The organism is Streptomyces spiroverticillatus, from assembly GCA_014650415.1.
Taxonomy (GTDB): domain Bacteria; phylum Actinomycetota; class Actinomycetes; order Streptomycetales; family Streptomycetaceae; genus Streptomyces; species Streptomyces spiroverticillatus.
Window position 1 is genome coordinate 646,135 of sequence record BMUX01000002.1, and the last position, 21,351, is coordinate 667,485.

21 protein-coding genes and 1 other RNA gene are annotated in these 21,351 nt (G+C 72.6%); 12 read left to right on the forward strand and 10 right to left on the reverse strand.

Features of this window, described 5'->3' with window-relative positions:
- Positions 1-9 precede the first annotated feature (9 nt).
- Positions 10-1,008 carry an iron uptake transporter permease EfeU gene (gene efeU / locus IE269_RS07190; protein WP_189821886.1) on the forward strand — a complete coding sequence of 333 codons (999 nt, stop codon included), beginning with the start codon at positions 10-12 and terminating at the stop codon, positions 1,006-1,008.
- Positions 959-1,879: an SCO2278 family lipoprotein gene (locus tag IE269_RS07195; protein ID WP_229898282.1), complete on the forward strand. Its 921-nt coding sequence runs from the start codon at positions 959-961 to the stop codon at positions 1,877-1,879. Before efeU ends, IE269_RS07195 begins: the two co-directional genes overlap by 50 nt.
- Before the next feature lie 15 nt (positions 1,880-1,894).
- Here IE269_RS07195 and IE269_RS07200 read toward each other — a convergent pair whose 3' ends face one another.
- Both IE269_RS07200 and IE269_RS07205 read right to left on the reverse strand, forming a co-directional pair.
- On the reverse strand, positions 1,895-2,692 hold the full coding sequence (locus tag IE269_RS07200; protein WP_189822099.1) for a bifunctional DNA primase/polymerase: 798 nt from the start codon (positions 2,690-2,692) through the stop codon (positions 1,895-1,897).
- 128 nt (positions 2,693-2,820) lie between these two features.
- Positions 2,821-3,435, reverse strand: a complete 615-nt coding sequence (locus tag IE269_RS07205; protein ID WP_189821887.1) for a TetR/AcrR family transcriptional regulator — start codon at positions 3,433-3,435, stop codon at positions 2,821-2,823.
- Between the two features lie 292 nt (positions 3,436-3,727).
- On the opposite strand from IE269_RS07205, the gene ddaH reads away from it, so the two are divergent.
- Positions 3,728-4,600: a dimethylargininase gene (ddaH, locus tag IE269_RS07210; RefSeq protein ID WP_189821888.1), complete on the forward strand. Its 873-nt coding sequence runs from the start codon at positions 3,728-3,730 to the stop codon at positions 4,598-4,600.
- On the opposite strand, the gene IE269_RS07215 is transcribed toward ddaH, so the two are convergent.
- Positions 4,597-5,637 carry a small ribosomal subunit Rsm22 family protein gene (locus tag IE269_RS07215; protein WP_229898283.1) on the reverse strand — a complete coding sequence of 347 codons (1,041 nt, stop codon included), beginning with the start codon at positions 5,635-5,637 and terminating at the stop codon, positions 4,597-4,599. The two genes, ddaH and IE269_RS07215, sit on opposite strands and share 4 nt — an antisense overlap.
- A gap of 187 nt (positions 5,638-5,824) precedes the next feature.
- On the opposite strand from IE269_RS07215, the gene IE269_RS07220 reads away from it, so the two are divergent.
- Together IE269_RS07220 and IE269_RS07225 are read left to right on the forward strand one after the other, a co-directional pair.
- Entirely contained in the window at positions 5,825-7,156 is a 1,332-nt protein-coding gene (locus tag IE269_RS07220; RefSeq protein ID WP_229898284.1) for a hypothetical protein, read from the forward strand.
- 40 nt (positions 7,157-7,196) lie between these two features.
- Positions 7,197-7,571, forward strand: a complete 375-nt coding sequence (locus IE269_RS07225; RefSeq protein WP_189821890.1) for a hypothetical protein — start codon at positions 7,197-7,199, stop codon at positions 7,569-7,571.
- Between the two features lie 76 nt (positions 7,572-7,647).
- Here IE269_RS07225 and IE269_RS07230 read toward each other — a convergent pair whose 3' ends face one another.
- Complete coding sequence (locus IE269_RS07230; RefSeq protein ID WP_189822101.1) at positions 7,648-9,030, reverse strand: Bcr/CflA family multidrug efflux MFS transporter; 1,383 nt, start codon at positions 9,028-9,030, stop codon at positions 7,648-7,650.
- Positions 9,031-9,158: 128 nt separating this feature from the next.
- On the opposite strand from IE269_RS07230, the gene IE269_RS07235 reads away from it, so the two are divergent.
- Positions 9,159-10,163, forward strand: a complete 1,005-nt coding sequence (locus IE269_RS07235) for a Gfo/Idh/MocA family protein (protein ID WP_189821891.1) — start codon at positions 9,159-9,161, stop codon at positions 10,161-10,163.
- Here IE269_RS07235 and IE269_RS07240 read toward each other — a convergent pair.
- Positions 10,160-11,800: an alkaline phosphatase D family protein gene (locus tag IE269_RS07240; protein WP_189821892.1), complete on the reverse strand. Its 1,641-nt coding sequence runs from the start codon at positions 11,798-11,800 to the stop codon at positions 10,160-10,162. The two genes, IE269_RS07235 and IE269_RS07240, sit on opposite strands and share 4 nt — an antisense overlap.
- Positions 11,801-11,907: 107 nt before the next feature.
- Between IE269_RS07240 and IE269_RS07245 the strand changes: the two genes are divergently transcribed.
- Positions 11,908-12,657, forward strand: coding sequence for an SDR family oxidoreductase (locus IE269_RS07245; protein ID WP_189821893.1), 750 nt, complete (start codon positions 11,908-11,910; stop codon positions 12,655-12,657).
- Between the two features lie 28 nt (positions 12,658-12,685).
- Here IE269_RS07245 and IE269_RS07250 read toward each other — a convergent pair whose 3' ends face one another.
- The 3 genes from IE269_RS07250 to IE269_RS07260 all read right to left on the reverse strand — a co-directional run bounded on the left by IE269_RS07250 (position 12,686) and on the right by IE269_RS07260 (position 14,393).
- Entirely contained in the window at positions 12,686-13,009 is a 324-nt protein-coding gene (locus IE269_RS07250; protein ID WP_189821894.1) for a nuclear transport factor 2-like protein, read from the reverse strand.
- Positions 13,010-13,354: 345 nt separating this feature from the next.
- Positions 13,355-13,758: RNase P RNA component class A (rnpB, locus tag IE269_RS07255), an RNA gene on the reverse strand.
- A 56-nt stretch (positions 13,759-13,814) separates the two neighbouring features.
- Positions 13,815-14,393 (reverse strand): Uma2 family endonuclease, encoded by a 579-nt coding sequence (locus IE269_RS07260; RefSeq protein ID WP_189821895.1) that lies wholly within the window; start codon positions 14,391-14,393, stop codon positions 13,815-13,817.
- Between the two features lie 184 nt (positions 14,394-14,577).
- Here IE269_RS07260 and IE269_RS07265 point away from each other — a divergent pair, with 184 nt between their 5' ends.
- Positions 14,578-15,342 carry a helix-turn-helix domain-containing protein gene (locus IE269_RS07265; RefSeq protein ID WP_189822102.1) on the forward strand — a complete coding sequence of 255 codons (765 nt, stop codon included), beginning with the start codon at positions 14,578-14,580 and terminating at the stop codon, positions 15,340-15,342.
- Positions 15,339-16,175, forward strand: coding sequence for a hypothetical protein (locus IE269_RS07270; protein WP_189821896.1), 837 nt, complete (start codon positions 15,339-15,341; stop codon positions 16,173-16,175). Before IE269_RS07265 ends, IE269_RS07270 begins: the two co-directional genes overlap by 4 nt.
- On the opposite strand, the gene IE269_RS07275 is transcribed toward IE269_RS07270, so the two are convergent.
- Positions 16,120-17,583 carry an RNB domain-containing ribonuclease gene (locus tag IE269_RS07275; protein ID WP_189821897.1) on the reverse strand — a complete coding sequence of 488 codons (1,464 nt, stop codon included), beginning with the start codon at positions 17,581-17,583 and terminating at the stop codon, positions 16,120-16,122. The genes IE269_RS07270 and IE269_RS07275 overlap by 56 nt on opposite strands.
- A 157-nt stretch (positions 17,584-17,740) precedes the next feature.
- Between IE269_RS07275 and yaaA the strand changes: the two genes are divergently transcribed.
- From yaaA to eda, 3 genes are all read left to right on the forward strand, one after another.
- The gene (gene yaaA, locus IE269_RS07280) at positions 17,741-18,541 is read left to right on the forward strand and encodes a peroxide stress protein YaaA (protein WP_189821898.1); all 801 of its coding nucleotides are present in this window, start codon (positions 17,741-17,743) and stop codon (positions 18,539-18,541) included.
- A 143-nt stretch (positions 18,542-18,684) separates the two neighbouring features.
- The gene (locus IE269_RS07285; RefSeq protein ID WP_189821899.1) at positions 18,685-19,329 is read left to right on the forward strand and encodes a GNAT family N-acetyltransferase; all 645 of its coding nucleotides are present in this window, start codon (positions 18,685-18,687) and stop codon (positions 19,327-19,329) included.
- Positions 19,330-19,414: 85 nt separating this feature from the next.
- Positions 19,415-20,032, forward strand: coding sequence for a bifunctional 4-hydroxy-2-oxoglutarate aldolase/2-dehydro-3-deoxy-phosphogluconate aldolase (gene eda / locus IE269_RS07290; RefSeq protein WP_189821900.1), 618 nt, complete (start codon positions 19,415-19,417; stop codon positions 20,030-20,032).
- A 70-nt stretch (positions 20,033-20,102) separates the two neighbouring features.
- On the opposite strand, the gene IE269_RS07295 is transcribed toward eda, so the two are convergent.
- On the reverse strand, positions 20,103-21,350 hold the full coding sequence (locus IE269_RS07295) for a bifunctional RNase H/acid phosphatase (RefSeq protein WP_189821901.1): 1,248 nt from the start codon (positions 21,348-21,350) through the stop codon (positions 20,103-20,105).
- Position 21,351 lies beyond the last annotated feature (1 nt).

Below are 21,351 nucleotides of genomic sequence, written 5' to 3' on the forward strand. Positions count from 1 at the left end.
GGATGCGACGTGTTCGCGAACTACCTGACCGGCCTGCGCGAGGGGCTCGAAGCCAGCCTCGTCGTCTGCATCCTGGTCGCCTACCTGGTCAAGACCGGCCGCCGGGACGCCCTGAAGCCGGTGTGGACCGGCATCGGGATCGCGGTGCTGCTCGCGCTGGGCTTCGGTGCAGCGCTCACCTACGGGTCGCAGGAGCTGACCTTCGAGGCGCAGGAGGCGCTCGGCGGTTCGCTGTCGATCGTCGCGGTGGGCCTGGTGTCGTGGATGGTGTTCTGGATGCGGCGCACCGCCCGGCACCTGAAGGCCGAGCTGACCGGCAAGCTCGACGCGGCCCTCCAGATGGGCACGTTCGCGCTGGTCGCGACGGCGTTCCTGGCGGTGGGCCGGGAGGGTCTGGAGACCGCGCTGTTCGTGTGGTCGTCGGTACGGGCGCTGAGCGACGGCACCCACGGGCCGCTGATCGGCGTGTCCCTGGGCCTGGCCACGGCGGTGGCGCTGGGCTGGCTGTTCTACAAGGGTGCGGTACGGATCAACCTGGCCAAGTTCTTCACCTGGACCGGTGCGATGCTGCTGGTCGTCGCGGCGGGCGTGCTCGCGTACGGCGTCCACGACCTCCAGGAGGCCCGCTTCCTGGGCGGCCTGTCGAACAAGGCCTTCGACGTCAGCGAGCAGATCCCGCCGGACAGCTGGTACGGCACCCTCCTCAAGGGCGTCTTCAACTTCCAGCCGGACCCCACCGTCCTCCAGGTCACGGTGTGGGCGCTGTACCTGATCCCCATGCTCGTCCTCTTCTTCGCCCCGGTAGGGTTCCGGTCGTCGGTGACGGCCGGGAGCACGGGGACGCAGAGGGCATCGGATGACAACGCGCACGCAGGGACCGCGGCTTCGGCGGGGACTTCGGCGGAGCCTGGCCGCGCTGGCGGCGGCGACCGCGCTGACGCTGACGGCGAGCGGGTGCGTGACGGTGCACGGCGAGCTGGAGATCGTACCGACGGCGACGAAGGCTGAGGCCGCGCGGGCGCTGAAGGACTTCACGGACGCCTACAACAAGGCGGACAAGGCGTACGACCCGGCCGCCGTCGCCGGCCGGGTCACCGGCGCACTCGCCGCCATCAACCAGGGCGGCCTGAAGGCCCGTCAGAAGCAGCACCCCGACGGCAACTCCTCCTTCACTCCACTGGAGTTGACGGACGCCCGCTTCCTCATACCCCAGAAGGCGGGCTGGCCGCGCTGGTTCGCGGTGGACGCCGACAGCAACCGGGACACCGACAACGGCGGCCGGGGCGACTCGCGCTGGCTGCTGGTGTTCGTGCGCGGCGGGGCGAACCAACTCTGGGAAGCCTCCCACCTGTTGACGGTGCGCACGGGCGAGGTCCCCGAATTCGCCGTCGACGGCAAGGGGTTCGTGAAGCCGGTCACCGACGACGACCCCGCACTCGCGGTGGCCCCCCGCCGGCTGAGCGCCGACTACGCCTCGTACCTCCAGAACAAGGGCAGGCCCCCGGTGTTCGCCCCCGGGCAGGACACCACGCTGTGGCTGGCGCAGCGCACGCGGGCCTCGCAGCGGGTGGGGCGGTCGATGCAGTACCTCGACCAGGAGCTGGTCACGGACGCGTACGCGCCGGTGGGGCTGGCGACGAAGGACGGCGGGGCGCTCGTCTTCTTCGCCTCCCGGCACTTCGAGAAGCAGACGGCGGCACCTGGCGTGCCGCTGCTGGACATCAACCCGGACGTGCGGGCGCTGATGACGGGCACGCCGAAGACCGCGCTGATGAAGGAGCGGGTCTCCAGCCAGGTGGCGCTGGTGCCGAAGAAGGGTGCGGGGACGGTGCGGGTGCAGTCGCGGGTGCAGGGGCTGGTGGCGGCGACGGGGTCGTAGTTCCCCAGCGGGGGCTCAGCGGCCGATCGGCCAGGCCACCGCATGCGGGTCGGTGTCCGCGCCCGCCTCGTCGGCCGCGGCGGCGTACCGGGCGCAGGCGTCGGTGAGGGTCTCCAGGAGGGTCAACGGGTCGGGCAGGCCGTGCTCAAGGCCGCGCACCCAGTGCACGTCCAGCTCGCCGGGCAGCTTCGCGGGCGGTACGAGGACGTAGCTGCCCCGGCAGTGCCAGCGCAGGCCCGGATGCTCGTCCATGGTCTCCGGATGGCAGTCCAGCTCGCAGGGCCACCACTCGTCCTCGTCCTCGGGGGTGCCCCGGGTCGCGGTGAAGAACAGCATGCGGGCGTCCGCATCGCTTCCGCCCTCCCCGAACACGGCGACCGGTCCGACCTCGATCCCGGCGTCGACCAGCCGCTCCAGCGCCTCGACGCCCGCGTCCAGCGGCACGTCCAGGACGTCGTGGACCATCCCCGTCGCGGTGATGAAGTTGGCCTGCGGCTGGGCGGTGGCCCAGCGCTCGACCTGGGCGCGGTCGGTGGTCGACTGCGTCTGCCAGGCGAAGGAGACGGGATGCCGGGCCGGAGTCGGACACCCGACCCGCTCGCACGAACACCGGTACCCGTTCGGATACGCGGCCGGGGCGAGCGGCAGTCCGGCCCCGGCGGCAGCGCGCAGCAGCGCGAGCCGCTCGGCGGCGGGGTCCTGGGCCCCGGCCGACCTGCCCTGGGCGCGGCGGCGCAGCCACTGGGCGATCCGGCCGCCGCCCGCTCCGGCCTTCGCACCGGTATTGCTGCCGCTGTTGAACTCCGCGCCCATCTGGCTCCTCACCCTCACGCCTCGGCCCCCGGGGACCCCACCATGCTCGCACCATCCTGCGCCCCGGGTGGCCGGTGTCCGCATCCGGGGTCGCCGGGACGGGTGCTGAGGGGGATCTCAGCGGGGTTTCACCGGGGCTCCAGGCCCTTGAGCGCGTAGTCGACGAGCCGGTCCGCGTACGCATGCGTCAGCGGCCCGGTCCGCATCAGCCAGCGCCCCGAGAGCGGCCCGGTGAACATCTCCACGGCGGTGTCGAGGTCCAGGTCGGCCCGCACTTCGCCGCGCTCGCGGGAGGCGGCGAGCCGGTCCACGTACAACTGCAACGACGGCCGGAGCAGTCGCTCCACGTACTGCGCGCACAACGCCGCGTCCACGACGCCCTCGGCGGTGAGGGCGCGGGTGGGGATGTCGTACGTGGGGTCGACGAGTTCGTCGACGGTCGCGCGCAGGACGAAGCGGAGATCTGCGGCGAGGTCGCCGGTGTCGGGGATGGCGGCCCCGACCTCGCCGACGGCCGCGGCAGCCTGATCGGCGAGGTCGGAGTAGGCGTCCAGCAGGACGGCGGCCTTGGAACTCCACCACCGGTAGATGGTCTGCTTGCCGACCCCGGCCCGGGCGGCGATCCCCTCGATGGTGGTCTTCTGGTACCCCACCTCTCCGACGAGCGCGAGCGCAGCATCAAAAATGGCCCGCCGGGACCGCTCACTGCGGCGGGAGGAGTCGGGGGTCTTGGTGGTTTCCATCCCCCCAACCTATCCACAACCGAGACGATACGAACCGTCTCCAGGCAGGCTGATGTGCCGCCCGAAGGGCAGGCACTCCAGGGGCGCCGGGAACTGCGCGAGCAACCAAAAAACAAGCCGCGCGGCGAGCGCTTTAGGTGAAGGGGCGGGGCCGGGGCGAAACCGGGGGCCCGGGGGCAGCGCCCCCGGCCTGAACCGCAACCACCCCCCGACGGCACCCACAATGCCCCCACCCCACCCCCCACGAACCACCCTTTCGGTGCACAGCGCCCGGGGCCCGCCAGGCCCCACCATGGCACCAGCAACACCCGCCCGCCCGCCCTCCGCAAAGGAGCCCTCATTGACCCCACGCACCCGTGACGCAGCGCCCCGCCGCTACCTGATGTGCCCCCCGGAGCACTTCAGGGTCACGTACTCCATCAACCCCTGGATGGACCCCGCCAAGCCCGTCGAACTCCCCCTGGCCCTCGCCCAGTGGGAGGACCTGCGCGACCGCTACCTCTCCCTGGGCCACACCGTGGAACTGCTCACCCCCCGCCCGGGCCTCCCCGACATGGTCTTCGCCGCGAACGGTGCGACCGTGGTCGACGGCCGCGTCCTGGGCGCCCGTTTCGCCTACGCCGAGCGCACCCCGGAGGCGGAGGCCCACCGCGAGTGGTTCGCCGCCCACGACTTCCCGGAGATCCACGAGCCCGAGCACGTCAACGAGGGCGAGGGCGACTTCGCCGTCACGTCCTCCTGGATCCTGGCCGGCCGCGGCTTCCGTTCCACGTCCGCCGCCCACGACGAGGCGCAGGAGTTCTTCGGCCGCCCGGTCGTCGGCCTGGACCTGGTCGACCCCCGCTACTACCACCTGGACACGGCGCTCGCCGTCCTCGACGACCGCACCGACGAGGTCATGTACTACCCCGGTGCCTTCTCGCCGGGCAGCCGGGCCGTCCTGGCCCGGCTGTTCCCGGACGCGCTGATCGCACAGGAGCCGGACGCGGCGGCCCTCGGCCTCAACGCGGTCAGCGACGGCCGCCACGTCCTCCTGCCCCAGGCCGCGCAGGGCCTCTTCGAACCCCTGAGGGCCCGCGGCTTCGACCCCATCGGCATGGACCTCGGCGAACTCCTCAAGGGCGGCGGCAGCGTGAAGTGCTGCACGCAGGAGCTGCGCCCCTAGCCCCTCTGCTCCGAGTCCGACGGGGGCGGCCACGCGTCGCCCCAGTCGGCGTCCCGCGCGGCCCGGTACAGCTCCCCGTGCCGCTTCTTCGACACGTTCTCGTGCACGAGCCCGAGCCGCCCCGAATCGCCCTCCGGCCGGCACAGCTCCAGCATGACGAGGCCCTTGCGGATCTGCGGCTTGCGCACCACGCGCCCGTCCGCCGGTGCCGCCTCCACCACGTCCGGCCGCACGGCCACCACGTACGCGAACTTCTCGTCCTCGTACGGCAGCGAGCCCCCCTTCACCTTCCGGTGCAGCGACGAACGACTGACCCGCGCCGAGAAGTGGCACCAGTTCGTCGCGTCGCCCGCGACCGGGCAGGGCCCGCTGTCCGGGCACGGCGCGGCGATCCGCATCCCGGCCGCCACCAGCCGCTCCCGCGCCGCGAGGATCCGCCGGTAGCCGTCCGGAGTCCCCGGCTCGACGAGCACGACGGCCCCCCGCGCAGCCTGCACCACCTGGTCGACCAGGGTGTCCCGATCCCCCTCGGTCAGCTCCTTCAGCACGTACGACACCGTGACGAGATCACTGCTCTCGACCGTGAGCGCCGCTCCGATACGAGAGCGCTGCCACCGCACGGTCTTCAGCGCGGGTACCCCCGACGCCTCCGCCAGCTCCCGTCCCAGCGCCAGCGCGGGCTCCGCCCAGTCGAGCACGGTGCTCGTCTGCGTCCCCCACGCCTCACTCACCGCCCAGCTGGCCGCACCCGTCCCGCCGCCCACATCCACATGCGTGCCCGGCACCCACCGAGGGGCGGCCTCCCGCAACGCGTCGAGCGCGGACCGTACCGCTTCGAAAGTGGCGGGCATCCGGTACGCCGCATAGGCGGCCACATCCGATCGGTCCCGCAGCACGGGCGCGTCGGTCGGGGTCGTCCCCCGGTAGTTCGCGATCAGCCGGTCGACCGCCTGGGTCGCCTGCTTGGGCGGCAGCCCGTCGAGCACCCCGGCGAGGGCGGCGCGCAGAACATCCGGAAGGGAGAGGGAGTCGTTCACCGGAAAAGTGTAGGGGCCAAAAAGGGACGCGGAGGGACGTGAGGGAACTGCTGCGCATCCAGGGGCAGTTGCATACGCTGACAACCGTTGACCGTTTCTGAAGGCCGCGTGGCGGTTCGTGCGTACGGGGATGAGCGCGCCCCGCGCCGCCACCGCGCGGCGCGCACGGATGCCGGGGGGTATGGGGATGGGGCAGCGCATCGGAATCGTACGGATGGCGCTCGTGGCCGGGGCGGGAGTGCTGGCCCTGCTGCTCCTCCTGGCCATGTGCGGCGGGGGCGGCAAGGACCAGAACTCGGGCGCCGAGAAGGCCGGGGGCACGGCGTCGGCGGCCCCGAAGCGCAAGGCGGCCCCGGAGCTGCCGCGCCTGGCCACCCCGGAGACGTACGACACCACACGCGGCTGGCGGATCACCGGCGGCTCGGCGGAGTACGCGATCTCCCAGGAGCCGGCGCTGGTCGCGCACGTCGAACGCGTCGGCGGCGACCGCTTCGCCGTCCGCGCCTACGACGCCCGCACCGGCAAGCAGGCGTGGGCGGGCAAGCCGTGGCGGCCGCTGTCCGACCCGGCGCACTTCCCCCGGCTGCTCGCCCTCCAGGACGGCGACGACCGCTTCTTCGTGACCTGGTCGTACGGCAAGGTCAGCGGCCCGGACGCGCTGTCGACCGGGGACTCGGTGGTCGCCCTGGACGTGTACGACGCCCGGGGCGGCGCCCAGCGCCACGTCGACCTGCCCTGGCAGGGCGTCCCGGTGGTCTCGGCGACCGGCCCCGACCTCCTGGTCACGGACGGCGCGGCCACCGCCACCACCGTCGACCCGCAGACCGGCCGCGCCTCCGCCCTCTCCCCGGGGGACCTCGCGCCGCCCAAGGGCTGCAAGAACTGCCGCTCCAAGACGGAGGTGCGCGGTCTGACCCCGAAGGGGCTGCTGGTCAGCGGCATCAAGGAGTTCTGGGTGCGCGGCGGCTGGTACAGCGCGAAGGTCGCCCCGCGCGGCACGGCCCCCGCCTCCGGCATCCCGACCTCGCTCACCCCCTCGGGGCACGTGCTGGCCAAGTGGCAGAAGACGAAGCCGGACGCCTGGGACCGCTGGGCGGTGCACGACGCGGCGACCGGCAAGGTCCTCGCCACGGCCGACTGCCGCAAGCCCGCCATCGAGCCCGGCACCTACCCGCAGGCCGTCGCCTCCCCGTCCGGCGACTACCTGGTCGCCGGGAACCTGGCCTTCGACCTGCGCCAACCGGCCCCGAAGGGCGCGAAGACGGGCCACTGCTTCCAGGAACGCGAGGGCGCCAAGCCGGTCACCCTCACCTCGGTCACCGACCAGGGCGTCGCGTACGGGACCACCTCCACCACCTCCGGCGGCGGCACCCCGGTCGCACTCCCCCTCGCGACGGCCACCCCCACCGCGCTCCCCGACACCACGCTCCTGCCGGACGCCGAGGTGGCGAACATCGGCCTGTTCCGCACCACCGACCGCCAGGACCGCCCTCAGCTCATCGGGTACACCCGGCGCTGAACCCCTGGCGCTCGGCCCCCAATTCCTCCACCCTGAACGGATGTTGCTGCCGCGCGCACACGAGCAAGCCGAGCTGGTCGAAGTCGTCCGCATCACCCCGGACGCGAACGATCCGCTCCCCAAGACCATGGCCGGCGAGGAAACGGCCCTCTGGGAGGCAGCCGAGGCCCAGTCGGCCTTCGCCCTGATCGCCGCCCTCCCAGGCAGCCAGCCCGGCCAGACCTTCCTGCCCGGCTGGGGCCTGCGCGCCCACGGCCCGAAGGGACTCCTCTTCGAGATCGCCTTCTCGTACGACTGCCACGCGGCGCGGGTCTGGGGCCCCTCCGTCCCCCACAAACAGGAGGGCATCTACCCCTTCGACCCGTCCAGCCCCCAGGCCGTACAGCTCCTGACCCTGCTCCGGGGCGACTCCTAGCGCACCTTCAGGGGCGCGGGGCTGTTTCGTGTGCGGCTCCGCCGCGCGGGCGCGAGCACCCCCCGCCCCAGCCGCGCTACACGTCCGCCGACCGCTTCCACGGCCTGCACAGGCCGAGGAAGAGTCCCCCCGCCAGCACCGCACAAGCGACCTGCACGACGGCCATCGGCACCGCCGTGTCCTCCCCCGCGATCCCCACCAGCGGCGAGGCCACCGCCCCGACCAGGAACGACGACGTACCGAGCAGGGCCGAAGCCGACCCGGCCGCGTGCGGCGTCCGCATCAGGGCCTGGGTGTTCGTACTCGGCATGATGAGACCCATCGCCGACATCAGTACGAAGAGCCCGGCCGCGACCGGCCACAGCCCGACCTTGCCGAACACCCCGGACGTCATGAGCAGCAGCGCCACCGCCGCCGCCAGGACGATCACCAGCCCGACCGCGAGCACCTTGTCCAGCCGGACCCGTCCGACCAGCAGCTTCCCGTTGACCTGGCCCACGACGATGAGCCCCACGGAGTTCACGCCGAACAGCAGGCTGAAGGTCTGCGGCGAAGCCCCGTAGATCTCCTGCACCACGAAGGGCGAGGCGGAGATGTAGGCGAAGAGCACCGCGAAGGCGAGCCCGCCGGTCAGCATGTACCCGGTGAAGATCCGGTCCGCCAGCAGCCCCTTCATGGTCCGCAGCGCCGCACCCACTCCGCCCGTGTGCCGGCGCTCCGGCGGCAGCGTCTCGTGCAGCCACTTCCACACCACGAGCGTGAGCACCACACCCACACCCGTCAGGACGTAGAAGACACCCCGCCAGTCGGTGATCCGGAGCACCTGCCCGCCGATCACGGGTGCGATCACGGGGGCCACCCCGGAGATCAGCATCAGCGTCGCGAAGAACCTCGCCATCTCGACGCCGTCGTACAGGTCGCGGACCACCGCCCGCGCGATGACGATGCCCGCCGCACCGGCGAGCCCCTGGAGCAGCCGGAAGGCGACCAGCATCTCGACGTTCGGCGCCACCGCACACATCGCGGTCGCGAGGACGTACACGAGCATGCCGATGAGCAGCGGACGCCGCCGCCCCAGTTTGTCGCTGAGCGGCCCGACGACGAGCTGCCCGAGCGCCATGCCGGCCAGGCACGCGGTGAGCGTGAGCTGCACGGTCGCGGCGGGCGACTTCAGGGCGTCGGTGACCTCGGGCAGGGCGGGGAGGTACATGTCCATGGACAGCGGCGGCAGCGCGGTGAGCCCGCCGAGCACGAGCGTGACGAGCAGACTGGTCCGGCGGACACCGGCGGAAGCGGCGGGCGCGGACTCGGCGGGCACGGAGACACCAGCGGCACCCGGAACCCCGGCCCCCGCCGTGGCCGCGGTGGCCGACTCGACCGCCGCCGTCACCTCCGCGCCCGCCGAGGGTATGTGGTCCTGTCCCGCTGCTCCCGCAGCCTTGGAGCCGCTGTCCGGCATCATCACTCCGATTCCGCTGAATTTCGTTGAATCCCGACCTATGCTCTCAGCTCGTCCGGAGTGATCGGAACAAGCGTTCGCCGCAGGTGGCACGGGAGCAGCCCGCGCCGGAACGAGAGGCAGAGCCCATGCAGACCACGGACGCACCCGTCCGCTGGGGAATCCTGGCCACCGGCGACATCGCCTCGGCGTTCACGGCGGAGCTGAAGAAGATGCCGGACGCGCGGGTCGCCGCCGTCGCCTCCCGCACCGCGGAACGCGCGAAGGCCTTCGCCGACCGCTTCGACATACCGAAGGCGTACGGGAGCTGGGCGGAGCTGGCGGCCGACGACGAGATCGACGTCGTGTACGTCGCGGCTCCGCACTCCGCCCACCGCGCGGCGGCCGGCCTGTGCCTGGAGGCGGGCCGCGCCGTCCTCTGCGAGAAGTCCTTCACCCTGAACGCCACCGAAGCGTCCGAGCTGATCGCCCTCGCCCGCACCCACGACCGCTTCCTGATGGAGGCCATGTGGATGTACTGCAACCCGCTGGTCCAGCGCCTGGCCGCCCTGGTCCGCGACGACGCGATCGGCGAGGTCCGCACGATCCACGCGGACTTCGGCCTGCCCGGCCCGTTCGACCCGACCCACCGCCTGCGCGACCCCGCCCAGGGCGGCGGCGCACTCCTGGACCTGGGCGTCTACCCGGTGTCCTTCGCCCACCTCCTCCTCGGCGAGCCCACCGACGTACAGGCCCATGCCCTCCTCTCCCCCGAGGGCGTCGACCTCAACACCGCAATCCTCCTCGGCTGGCAGGACCGGGGCGCCCTGGCCACCCTGACCTGCTCGGTCACGGCGGGCACCCCGGTCACCGCGTCCGTCACCGGCACGAAGGGCCGCATCGACGTCCCGCACGGCTTCTTCTACCCGGAGCGCTTCACCCTCCACCGGCACGGCCAGGACCCGGAGGAGTTCGTCGCCGCCCCCGACGCCCCGCACGACAGCCTGCGCCACGAGGCGGCGGAGGTGATGCGCTGCCTGCGCACGGGCGCGAAGGAGTCCCCGCTGGTGCCGCTCGACGGGAGCCTGGCGGTGATGCGGACGCTCGACGCGGTGCGAGGCCGCATCGGCGTCCGCTACCCCCACGAGCCCTAGACCGGCTTCAGCCCCGGATTCCCGGCCTCCGTCACCAGCGACGCCACGGTGCTGACCGGCGCCCCGGGCGTCGTCACCGCCGCGACGGTCCGGAAGTCGGCCCGCGCCTGCTTCTCGTCAAGGGAGACCAGCGCATACCCGCGCCGCCCGTTGTAGTGCTTCATGTGCGGGTTGGCGCCGGTCATCCGCTCCCAGTCGGCGGGCTTGTCGGCGCCGTCCTTGCCGCTCGCTATCGACGTGGTGACGATCTCGGTCCCCAGGGTCCGCGACGCCGGATCCCGGAAGTCCTTCTTGATGTCCAGCCCGTACGAGACGTGGACGTCGCCCGTGAGGACGAGCAGGTTCTTCACCCCCGCCGACTCGACTCCGGCCAGCACCCGGTCCCGCGAGGCGGGGTAGCCGTCCCACGAGTCCATGCTCAGCTTGAAGTCAGGAGTCGTACGACTGCGCCTCTCGGCGAAGGTCACCTGCTGCGGCACGACATTCCACACGGGCCTCGGCCCGCCCGGATTCCGCCAGCCGTCGATGAGCCACCGCTCCTGCGCGGCGCCGGTCATGGTCCTGGCGGGGTTCTCCGACTCGGGGCCGGGCGACTGCCACCCGTCCCCGTACGCCTGGTCCGACCGGTACTGCCGCGTGTCCAGGATGTCGAACTGCGCGAGCCGCCCGAACCGCAGCCTCCGGTAGAGCCGCATGTCGGGGCCGGTGGGCTTCTGCGGGGCGCGCAGCGGCTGGTTCTCCCAGTACGCGCGGTAGGCGGCGGCCCGCCGCAGCAGGAATTCCTCCGGCGGAACGTCGTTCTCGGGCGTCCCGCCCGCGTAGTTGTTCTCCGTCTCGTGGTCGTCCCACGTCACCACGAACGGGTGCGCCGCATGCGCGGCCCGCAGATCGGGGTCGCTCTTGTAGAGGGCGTACCGCAGCCGGTAGTCCTCCAGCGTGACCGTCTCCCGGTTGAAGTGCGCGGGCAGCCGCCGGTCGGTGTACTTCCGCTCCCCGCCGACCGCGTTCACCGCGTACTCGTACAGATAGTCCCCGAGATGGAAGACGACATCGACGTCCTCCGCCGCAAGATGCCGGTACGCGGTGAAGTAGCCGTCGTGGTACGCCTGGCAGGACACAACACCCATCCGCAGGGCGGCAGTTCGGGCATGCGTCCCGGGCGCGGTCCGGGTCCGCCCCACCGGGCTGAGCCACTTCCCCGCCCGGAACCGGTAGTAGAAGACCCGCCCCTCTCCGAGCCCCTCGACCTCCACGTGCACGCTGTGCTGAAACTCCGGATGCGCGACGGCACTCCCCCGCCGCACCACCCTCCGGAACCTCTCGTCGCCCGCGACCTCCCACTCCACCCGCACCCGCTGCTTGGGCAGCCCGCTGTCGCTCTCGTACGGTCTGGGAGCCAGCCGCGTCCACAGCAGGACGGAGCCGGGGCGGGGGTCGCCGGAGGCCACGCCCAGCGTGAAGGGGTCCTCGGCGATGCGCCGGGCGTCGAAGTCGGCGGCGTGGGCCTGGGGGAGGTTGGTCGCGAAGGCGAGGGTCGCGGCGGCACCGGCGACGGTCAGGAAACGGCGGCGGCCGTGCGTCAAGTGGCGTGCGGCGGCGCGGAGTTCGGGCGCGTGGGCCTGTACGGGGCTCGTCATGCGTGGCACTCCAGCGCCCCGGAGCGACCCCTTCTTGTCGCGTACACGTCCACCACATGACGGACAGATGAGTTCCTGTGCGTCGCAGGTGACTACCCTCCCTGCCCATGAGACTTCAGAAGATCGCGGTGGTGACAGGAGCGGGCTCGGGCATCGGCCGGGCGGTGGCGGTGGAGCTGGCGGCGTCCGGCTGGTCGGTCGCCCTCGCGGGCCGCCGCGCGGAGCCCCTCGCGGAGACGGCGGAACGGGCGGGCGGCGACACCCTCCCCGTCCCCACGGACGTGTCCGACCCGGACTCCGTCACGGCCCTCTTCGCCACGGTCCAGGACCACTACGGCCGCCTGGACCTGCTCTTCAACAACGCGGGCACCTTCGGCCCCGGCGGCACCCCGACCGAGGAACTCTCCCACGCCGACTGGCAGTCAGTCGTCGACGTCAACCTCACGGGCGCCTTCCTCTGCGCCCAGGCGGCCTACCGCCTGATGAAGTCGCAGTCCCCCCGGGGCGGCCGGATCATCAACAACGGCTCCATCTCCGCCCACGCCCCCCGCCCGCACTCGATCGCCTACACGACCACCAAGCACGCGATGACGGGCCTGACCAAGTCCCTCTCCCTGGACGGCCGTCCGTACGACATCGCGGTGGGCCAGATCGACATCGGCAACGCGGCGACGGACATGACCGCACGCATGCAGACCGGAATCCTCCAGGCCAACGGCTCCCTCGCCGTCGAACCCGTCATGAACGTCACGGACGTGGCCCGCACGGTCCGCCACATGGCGGAGCTCCCCCTGGAGGCCAACATCCCCTTCGCCACGATCATGGCGACGAACATGCCGTACGTCGGCCGGGGCTGACGCATCCCGTCCCCGGGCAGGGGTACGACTACGCCTGCCCGGTCTCGAACCGCGTGACCTTTCCCCCGTCCACGACGAACCGCCAGGCGGTCCGCATGGTCCCCCACGTGTCGTTCCGGTAGTCCACGACGAGGGCAAGACCTCCGTCCCCCTCCGACACCACATCCATGTGCCCACCGGACGAGAAGATCTCCTTCTCCGTCCACTCGGCGACGTCCCGCTCACTCCCGTCGTCGGACATGGTCACGCCGGGCGCGAGCAGCGCCTGGAACGCACCCTTGTCCCCGTCGTTCACGGCGGTGACGAACGCCCGCACGACGGGCTCACTGAGCTGCTCAACGGCTACGGCCATGACCCTGCTCTCCTCACTCGCCCAGGACCACTCCCGGGCCTCCCACCCTGCCCCGCCCCCACCCCCGACGCATCCCGGGCCCGGCGCATCAGGGGCGCGGGGCTGTATCGATTTGCGGCTCCGCCGCGTGGGCGCAAAACCCCAGCCACCCACCCAGCCGCGCGGCCAAGCGCTTTAGGTGAAGGATGGGGTCTCCCCTGCTCGAACGAAGTTGAGAGCTTGGGGAAGGGACCGGGGCGAAAACACCCCGGCACGGGCGCACACCCGAAGAAGGGGCCCTCGAAACGGGCCAGGGAGGCACGGCGCACCCCGGCACCGGACCTACCTGCCGCCAGGCAGGAGGGGCAGACGAGCCGGCCTGTACGCCGGGTTCTGTCACCCGGCCGCCTCGCGGCAGCCGGGGAGACGGCCATCCATCTAGGACCGGCGTTGCCGCCGGCCTCGTGCGGTCTACCCGCGAACATCGGGCGAGCAGCCCTCAAGCGTCCGCGCAGGACCGTCTCCGACGGTCCCTCTTGACCTTGCTCCGGGTGGGGTTTACCTAGCCGCCTGAGTCACCCCAGGCGCTGGTGGTCTCTTACACCACCGTTTCACCCTTACCGAGGGCCTTGCGGCCCCAGGCGGTCTGCTTTCTGTGGCACTGTCCCGCGGGTCACCCCGGGTGGCCGTTAGCCACCACCCTGCTCTGTGGAGCCCGGACGTTCCTCGGGAGCCCCCGAAGGGACCCACGCGGCCGCCCGGCCGACTCGTCTGCCGTGCCGACCATGCTACCCGGCGGGGCGGGGCGGTCGGGGCCGGGCGGCGGTCAGTCGAAGTCGGCAGTGCCCAGGTCGAAGGAGAAGGGGGCGGGGAGGGGGAGGGGCTTGCCGAAAGGGCGGGTGTCAATCTGGAGGTAGTCGTTGCCCTTGGGGTCACTGAAGAGCGTCACAGAGGACTTCCCCCGGTCGATCAGCAGGTACAGGGGAATACCTGCCCTCGCGTAAGCAATGCGCTTGGTCTCACGGTCGGTCCGGGGCCTGCCCGACGTGACTTCCGCAACCATGGCCACGCGATCCGAGGGCATCCACCACTCCGCGCCCCGGTACAGCCTCAGCTCCCTGGGGGCGAAGGTGAGGTCGGGGATGACGTGCTCGTCCGGCAGGGTGCCGTCGCTGGGGAGCTTGAGCCCTTTGTTCCCGGAGAACTGCATCTTCGTACGGGAGTGCAGGATCACCTGCTCGACGATCAGCCCGATGTAGTCCTCGTGATCCCCGTCCGGCGGCGGTGTCACAACGATCTCCCCTTCGATCAGCTCCGCCCGGAAGCCCTCCGGCGTCTCCAGCGCCAGGAAGCCCTCCAGCAGGACATCCGCCTGTGTGAGCAGTTCTTGCGGCATGGCAGTCATGTCGCTTCCCTTCCTCGGTCGCTCGCCAGGCTGGGGCATCGGGGGACCCGCCGTCCTTGAGAGGGGGTGGACTGTCCCTCGATCGTGGCACAGCGGATCGTTCCCGCGCTGCGGTACGCACCGAGCCGATCACGCTTGACCTTGCCGCAGCGTCAAGGTTTCTACTGGTCGTATGAACAAGGGCATGCGGATCGGGGAGATCGCCGCGCTCGTCGGGGTGACCCCGCGGGCGGTGCGGCACTACCACCACGTCGGGCTGCTGGCCGAGCCCGTACGGCGGGCGAACGGCTACCGCCAGTACGGCCTGCGGGACGCCGTCGTGCTGGCCCGGATCCGGCGGCTGACCGAGCTGGGCCTCGGCCTGGACGAGGTGCGGGACGTCGCACGGGACGACGCCGGGCGTGAACTGGTGGAAGTGCTGGGCGAGTTGGACGCCGACCTGGCCCGCCAGGAGGCGGAGATCCGGGCCCGGCGCAAGCGGATCGGCGGGCTGCTGGCGCAGGCGGAGGCCGGGGAGCTGACCGAGGAGGGGCTCGTGTCGGACGAGCTGGGTGCGCTGCTGAAGGAGCTTCCGGTGTTCTCCGGCGGCATGGCGGCCAAGGACCGCGAGATCCTCACGCTGCTGGAGACCGCGGCGCCCGACGAGGCGCGGGGCGAGCTGCTGGGGGCGATGCGGGACGCGTTCGTGTCGACTCCGGGGGCGGCGGAGCGGGTCCGGGAGGTGTACGCGCTGCTGGACGAGCTGGTGGACGCGCAGGCCGGGGATCCGCGGGTGGAGGAGGCCGCGAAGGCGCTGGCCGCGTGCATCCCGGACGGGCTGTGGGAGCCGGGGGCGGTCCCGGATGCGGGCCAACCCTTCCTCCAGGCGTTCTTCGCGGAGTTCTCCCCCGCCCAGTCCGAGGCCGTACTGCGGGCCATGCACATCGTCGAAGAGCGGGAGGGGTCATGAAGAAGGTGGTCAGGGGGGTCGCGTACGCCGTGCTCCCGGGGGAGGTCGCGCTGCTGGTCTGCCTGCTGGCGGGCGTGCGGGTGCCCGGGTACGTACTGCTGGCGGCCGAGGTGCTGGTGCTGTCGGTCGTCGCCGCCGAGCTGTTCCTCTTCGTACGGCTGAGGAAGCAGGGTCTTTCGGCGCGCGAGGCCGTGGCGGAGCTGGTGCCGGAGCCCGTGCGGCGGATGCTCGGGCACGAGCTGCGGGTGATGGCATCGCTCGGGCGGTGGGTGGCGCGGCGGCGGCACGGGGTGGGGCCGGGGGATCTCGCCTTCAGCCATGCGAAGGCGCAGGCGGCGCTGCTGTACGGGTTCACGTTCGTGTGCGTGGTGGAGACCGTGGGGCTGCATGTCCTGCTGGCGGGGCTGCCGGTCGTGCAGGCGGTCTTCCTGGTCCTGGACGTCTACACGGTCGTCCTGATCCTCGGCCTGCACGCCGCCGCCGTGACCCGCCCGCACGTCGTCCGGGCGGACGGCGGCCTGCGGATCCGCTCCGGGGCGCACGTGGACCTGGCGATCGGGGCCGGGCAGATCGAGTCCGTACGGTACGACCTGCGGCTGAACCCCGGGCAGGCCGGGGACGACGCGCTGGAGCTGGCGGTGGCCTCGCAGACCTCCGTCACCGTACGGCTGAAGGAGCCGGTGGAGGCGGTGTCGCTGCTGGGGAAGCGGCGGCCGGTGACGACCGTGCACTTCCACGCGGACGACGCGCGGGCGCTGGTCGCGGCGGTCTCCTCGCTCAGACCGGCTGGAACAGCACCTTCGCCGAGCCCGGGTCTGCCTGCGTCAGCCTGACCCGGATGCGCTCGCCGAGCGGCAGATTGCCGCCGCCCTCGACGCGGGCGATGACGGCGAGGTCGGCACTGTCCAACTGGACGGTGCCGACGGTCGGTTCACGGTCCTTGACGTCCACGACGTGCGCGTCGAAGAGCTCGCCGACGCGGTCCCTGAGCAGTGCCGCCTCGACGATGTCGACGCACTCCCGCTCGACGGTGTTCTGCCGCCGGGTGCCCTCCGCCATCTCCTTGGGCAGCTCGGGCAGCGCGGCCATGACCCACTCCGGGGGCTCCTGTCCCGCCACGGCGGACAGGCACAGCTCGCCCGCGTACCGGTCGACGAGGCGGCGCAGGGGTGCGGTGCAGTGGGTGTACGGGGCAGCCACGGCGGCGTGCAGGGCCTGCTCGGGCTCCTGGCCGCCGGTGAACACCGTGTACCCGGCGCCCCGCAGCAGGGACGTGCACTCCTGGAGGAAGGCGGCGTGGGCGGGGTTCGCCGGGTCGAGACGGCGGACGACGTCGGCGTACGAGGTGTGGTGCGGCCAGTCGATGCGCAGGGCGCGCGCGGTGCGGCGCAGGCGGGCGACGGCGCCGTCGGGGGCGGCGGGGAGGGTGCGCAGGATGCCGTTGCCGGCCTTCGTCATCAGCTCGGCGGCGGCCATTCCGGTGAGGAGGGAGATCTGGGCGTTCCAGCCGTCGGCGGGGAGCGGGGTGCGGTAGGCCAGGCGGTACGCGCCGTCGGCGAGGGCGATCTCCTGCTCGGGGACGTTGAGGGAGATGCCGCCGCGGGCCCGCTCCTGCTCCTCGCGGAGCCGCCCGATGTCGCGGAGGAGGGCGAGGGGCTCCTCGGCCGTCCCGTTGTCGATCTGCCGCTGTACGCCCTCGTAGTCGAGCTTGGCGCGGCTGCGGACGAGGGCGCGGCGGACGTCGGTGGCGACGGCCCCGCCGTCGGCGTCGAGGTCGATGCGCCAGAGGAGGGCCGGGCAGGTCTGGTCGGGGAGGAGGCTGGCGGCGCCCTCCGAGAGCAGCTGCGGGTGCAGGGGCACCTTCTCGTCGGGGAAGTACAGGGTCGTCACCCGGCGGTGGGCCTCGGTGTCGAGGGCCCCGCCGGGGGCGACGAACGCCGCCACGTCCGCGATGGCGTAGTGCACGCGGAAGCCGCCGCCCTCCCTTCTGGCCAGATGCATGGCCTGGTCCAGATCGGTGGAGGTGGGCGGGTCGATGGTGAAGAGGGGGATGTCGGTGGCGTCGTACGGGTCCGGGGGGAGGCGGGGCGCACGGGCGGCCCGCTCGGCCTCGGCCATGACGTCGGCCGGGAAGACCCCCGGGTCGGCGGGGACGTCCAGGCTCTCCCGCAGCGCGCGGAAGGCGTCGCGGAGGGGGGCGGCGTCGGCGGTGCCGGTCATGTGGATATGGCGGCGGGGCATGGGTCGAGCGTAGGGCCCTTCGGCCCGTCTCGCAGGGGGCGAGGGGCGTGACCCCGTCGTGGGCACCGGGCCCCGCCCCGGGGTGGGTCCGCAACCCACTACCGTTGGCTGGTCCGCGCCGGACGCCCCGCCCGCCCCTCCCTCCGAAGGAGACCCCGTGCTCGTCCTCCTCCCGCCCTCCGAAGGCAAGGCCGCCTCCGGCCGCGGTGCCCCCCTCAAGCCCGACACCCTGTCCCTGCCCGGCCTGGCCCCCGCCAGGAAGGCCGTGCTGGACGAGCTGGTCGAGCTGTGCCGGGGCGACGAGGACAAGGCCCGCGAGGTCCTCGGGCTGAGCGAGGGCCTGCGCGGGGAGGTGGCGAAGAACGCCGAGCTGCCCACCGCCGGCACCCGCCCGGCCGGCGAGATCTACACCGGCGTGCTGTACGACGCCCTCGGCCTGGCCACCCTGGACGCCGCCGCCCGCAAGCGCGCCCGCCAGTGGCTGCTGGTGTTCTCGGGGCTGTGGGGCGCGGTGGGCGTCGGCGACCGCATTCCCTCGTACCGCTGCTCGATGGGCGTGAAGCTCCCGGGCCTGGGCGCGCTCGGTGCGTACTGGCGGCCCGCGATGGCGGAGGTCATGCCGGAGGCGGCCGGGAACGGCCTGGTCCTGGACCTGCGTTCGTCCGCGTACGCCGCCGCCTGGAAGCCGCAGGGCGAGGTGGCGGGCCGCACCGCCACCGTCCGCGTGCTGCACGCGCAGCTGGTCGACGGCGTCGAGAAGCGCTCGGTCGTCAGCCACTTCAACAAGGCCACGAAGGGCCGGATCGTACGGGACCTGCTGGTGGCCGGTGCCGCCCCGGCGAACCCCGCCGAGCTGGTGGAGGCCCTGCGCGACCTCGGCCACGTCGTGGAGGCGACGGAACCCGCGAAGGCCGGGAAGCCGTGGGCCCTGGACGTGGTGGTCCGCCAGATCCACTGAAAGCCCGTATCCGCTGAAAGCCCGTATCCACTGAATGCAAGGAGGGGAAGGGCCCTCACCCTTCGGAGCACCGGGTCGATGCGCGTAGAGTGGACAGGTTGCAATACGCCAGAAACAATCCCGACCCCCTCCAGAGGAACCCCGTGCCCAGCTCTTTGCGCGACATCCTGACCTCCGTTTCGCAGGGGCAGTACCCGGCGCCCGACGGCCGCACCGTCGTGGTCCCCCAGCCGAGCCCCCGCGACGCGGGCGTCCTCGCGTTCACGGCACACTCGGTGATCTTCTCGGACCAGGACCCGGAGTGGATCAGGGAGACGCTGGAGCAGTCCTGCCCCGACCCCTTCTCCGCCTCCCTGCACCCGGCGTTCCTGGCCGCGCTGATGGCGCGGACCGGGCGGCGGATGGACACCGTGGGCTCGCTCACCCTGGCCCCCGCCCTGCCGGGCCCGCCCCCGCTGGAGCTGACGGAGATCGAGGACCCGGACCACCCCCGGGTGGCCCGCGCCCGCAAGTACCGCGACGACGTGCGGGTCTGGTCGTCCGAGGGCGGCGGCATCCTGGTCCTCGGCCGGGGTCTGGCCGGGCGCTGGGAGACGGCGATCGAGGTGGACGAGGAGTCCCGGCACCGGGGTCTGGGCCGGGCGCTGGCGGAGTCGGCGCGGCACCTGATCCCGCTGGGCGAGGTCGTCTGGTCCCAGCAGGCGCCGGGCAACGCCCGCAGCGTCCGCGCCTTCCAGGCCGCGGGCTACCGCCCGGTGGGCGCGGAGGCGCTGCTCATCGCGGCGTAAGGCCCGCAAGGCCCACACCGCACGGGCGTTGCATTCTCCGCAACGCTCGTTGCGCACAGCACCCCACCCCCGGCAGGATGCCCCCATGGCTTCCTCCGTGCTCGACCTTGCCCCCGTCGTCCCCGTCGTCGTCCTGGACGACGCCGCCGACGCCGTTCCGCTCGCCCGTGCCCTCGTCGCCGGCGGGCTGCCCGCCATCGAGGTCACCCTGCGCACGCCCGCCGCGCTCGACGCGATACGGGCCGTCGCCGACGGGGTGCCGGACGCGGTGGTCGGGGCCGGGACCGTGCTGAACCCCGCCCAGGTCGCCGACTCCGTCGCGGCCGGGGCGCGGTTCCTGGTCAGCCCGGGGTGGACGGACACGCTCCTGGAGGCCATGCAGAAGTCCGGCCTGCCCTTCCTGCCGGGCGTCTCCACCACCTCCGAGGTCGTCGCCCTCCTCGAACGCGGCGTCACCGAGATGAAGTTCTTCCCGGCCGAGGCCGCCGGAGGCACCCCGTACCTGAAGTCGCTCTCCGCGCCCCTCCCCCAGGCCCGGTTCTGCCCGACCGGCGGGATCTCCCTCGCCTCCGCGCCCTCCTACCTCGCCCTCCCCAACGTCGGCTGCGTGGGCGGGACGTGGATGCTTCCGGCCGACGCGATCCGGGACAAGGACTGGGGGCGCGTCGAGGCCCTGGCCCGCGAGGCCGCCGCCCTCCGCTGAGCACGAACGGGAGCGCGAAGGGGCCCCCGGTGCTCGCAGCACCGGGGGCCCCTCACTCGTACCAGCGGAATCAGCGCAGGTGCGACGTGTCGTTCAGCAGCCGCACGGACGCGTTGCCGTCCCCGTAGTACGCGACCGCCGACAGCGAGGCCGCCGACAGCTCCATCTTGAAGAGCGACTCCGGGGGCGCGCCCAGCGCGAGGCGGACGAGGGTCTTGACCGGGGTGACGTGGGTGACGACCAGGACGGTCTTGCCCGCGTACTCCTTCACCAGCCGCTCGCGCGCAGCCTCGACCCGCTCGGCCACGGCCGCGAAGCTCTCGCCGCCGCCGGTCGGAGCGGCGTCGGGGGACGCCAGCCAGTCGTCCAGGTCCTCCGCGTACCGCTGCCTGACCTCGGCGAACGTCAGCCCTTCCCAGGCGCCGAAGTCCGTCTCGCGCAGGTCCTTCTCGATGCGTACGGGAAGACCCAGCCGGGAGGCCACGGCGTCGGCGGTCTCGCGGCAGCGGGTCAGCGGGGAGCTGACGACCGCCTGGATCGTGCCGCGCGCGGCGAGCGAGGCGGCGACCGCCTCCGCCTGCTTGCGGCCGACGGCGGAGAGCTCGGGGTCGGAGCCGCCGCTGCCGGAGAAGCGCTTCTCGGGAGTGAGCAGCGTCTCGCCGTGCCGGAGCAGGACGAGGGTGGCGGGCGCACCGAGGTCGGCGGACGGACCCCAGCCGACGGACGGGGTCTTCTCCTGCGAAGCCTGTGACGGCATCTCGAAGAGGCCGTCGTCCGCAGCGGGCTTGCGGGCTCCCGCGAGCGCCGCCCGCGCCTTCGCCGCACCGGCGGTCGCGTCGCCCACCACACGAGGAGCGGCGGGCGCGTCCAGGGCGGCCGTGGAGCCGGACGGCTCCCACTGCTTGCCCTTCTTGCCCGCGTCCATCGCCTCGTTGGCGAGCCGGTCGGCGTGCTTGTTCTTCTCGCGCGGGATCCACTCGTACCGGACCTGGGCGCGCGGGAAGACCGTCGCCGCCTCGGCGGCCAGCGGCTTCATGTCCGGGTGCTTGATCTTCCAGCGGCCCGACATCTGCTCGACGACGAGCTTGGAGTCCATGCGTACGTGGACCTGCGCGTCCGGGAAGAGCCCGCGGGCGGCCCGCAGGCCGGCGATCAGGCCCTTGTACTCGGCGACGTTGTTGGTGGCGACGCCGATGTACTCGGCGGCCTCCGCGAGGGTCTCGCCGGTGTCCGGGTCGAGGACGACCGCACCGTATCCGGCGGGCCCCGGGTTGCCCCGGGAGCCTCCGTCGGCCTCGACGACGACAGTGCGCGCCATC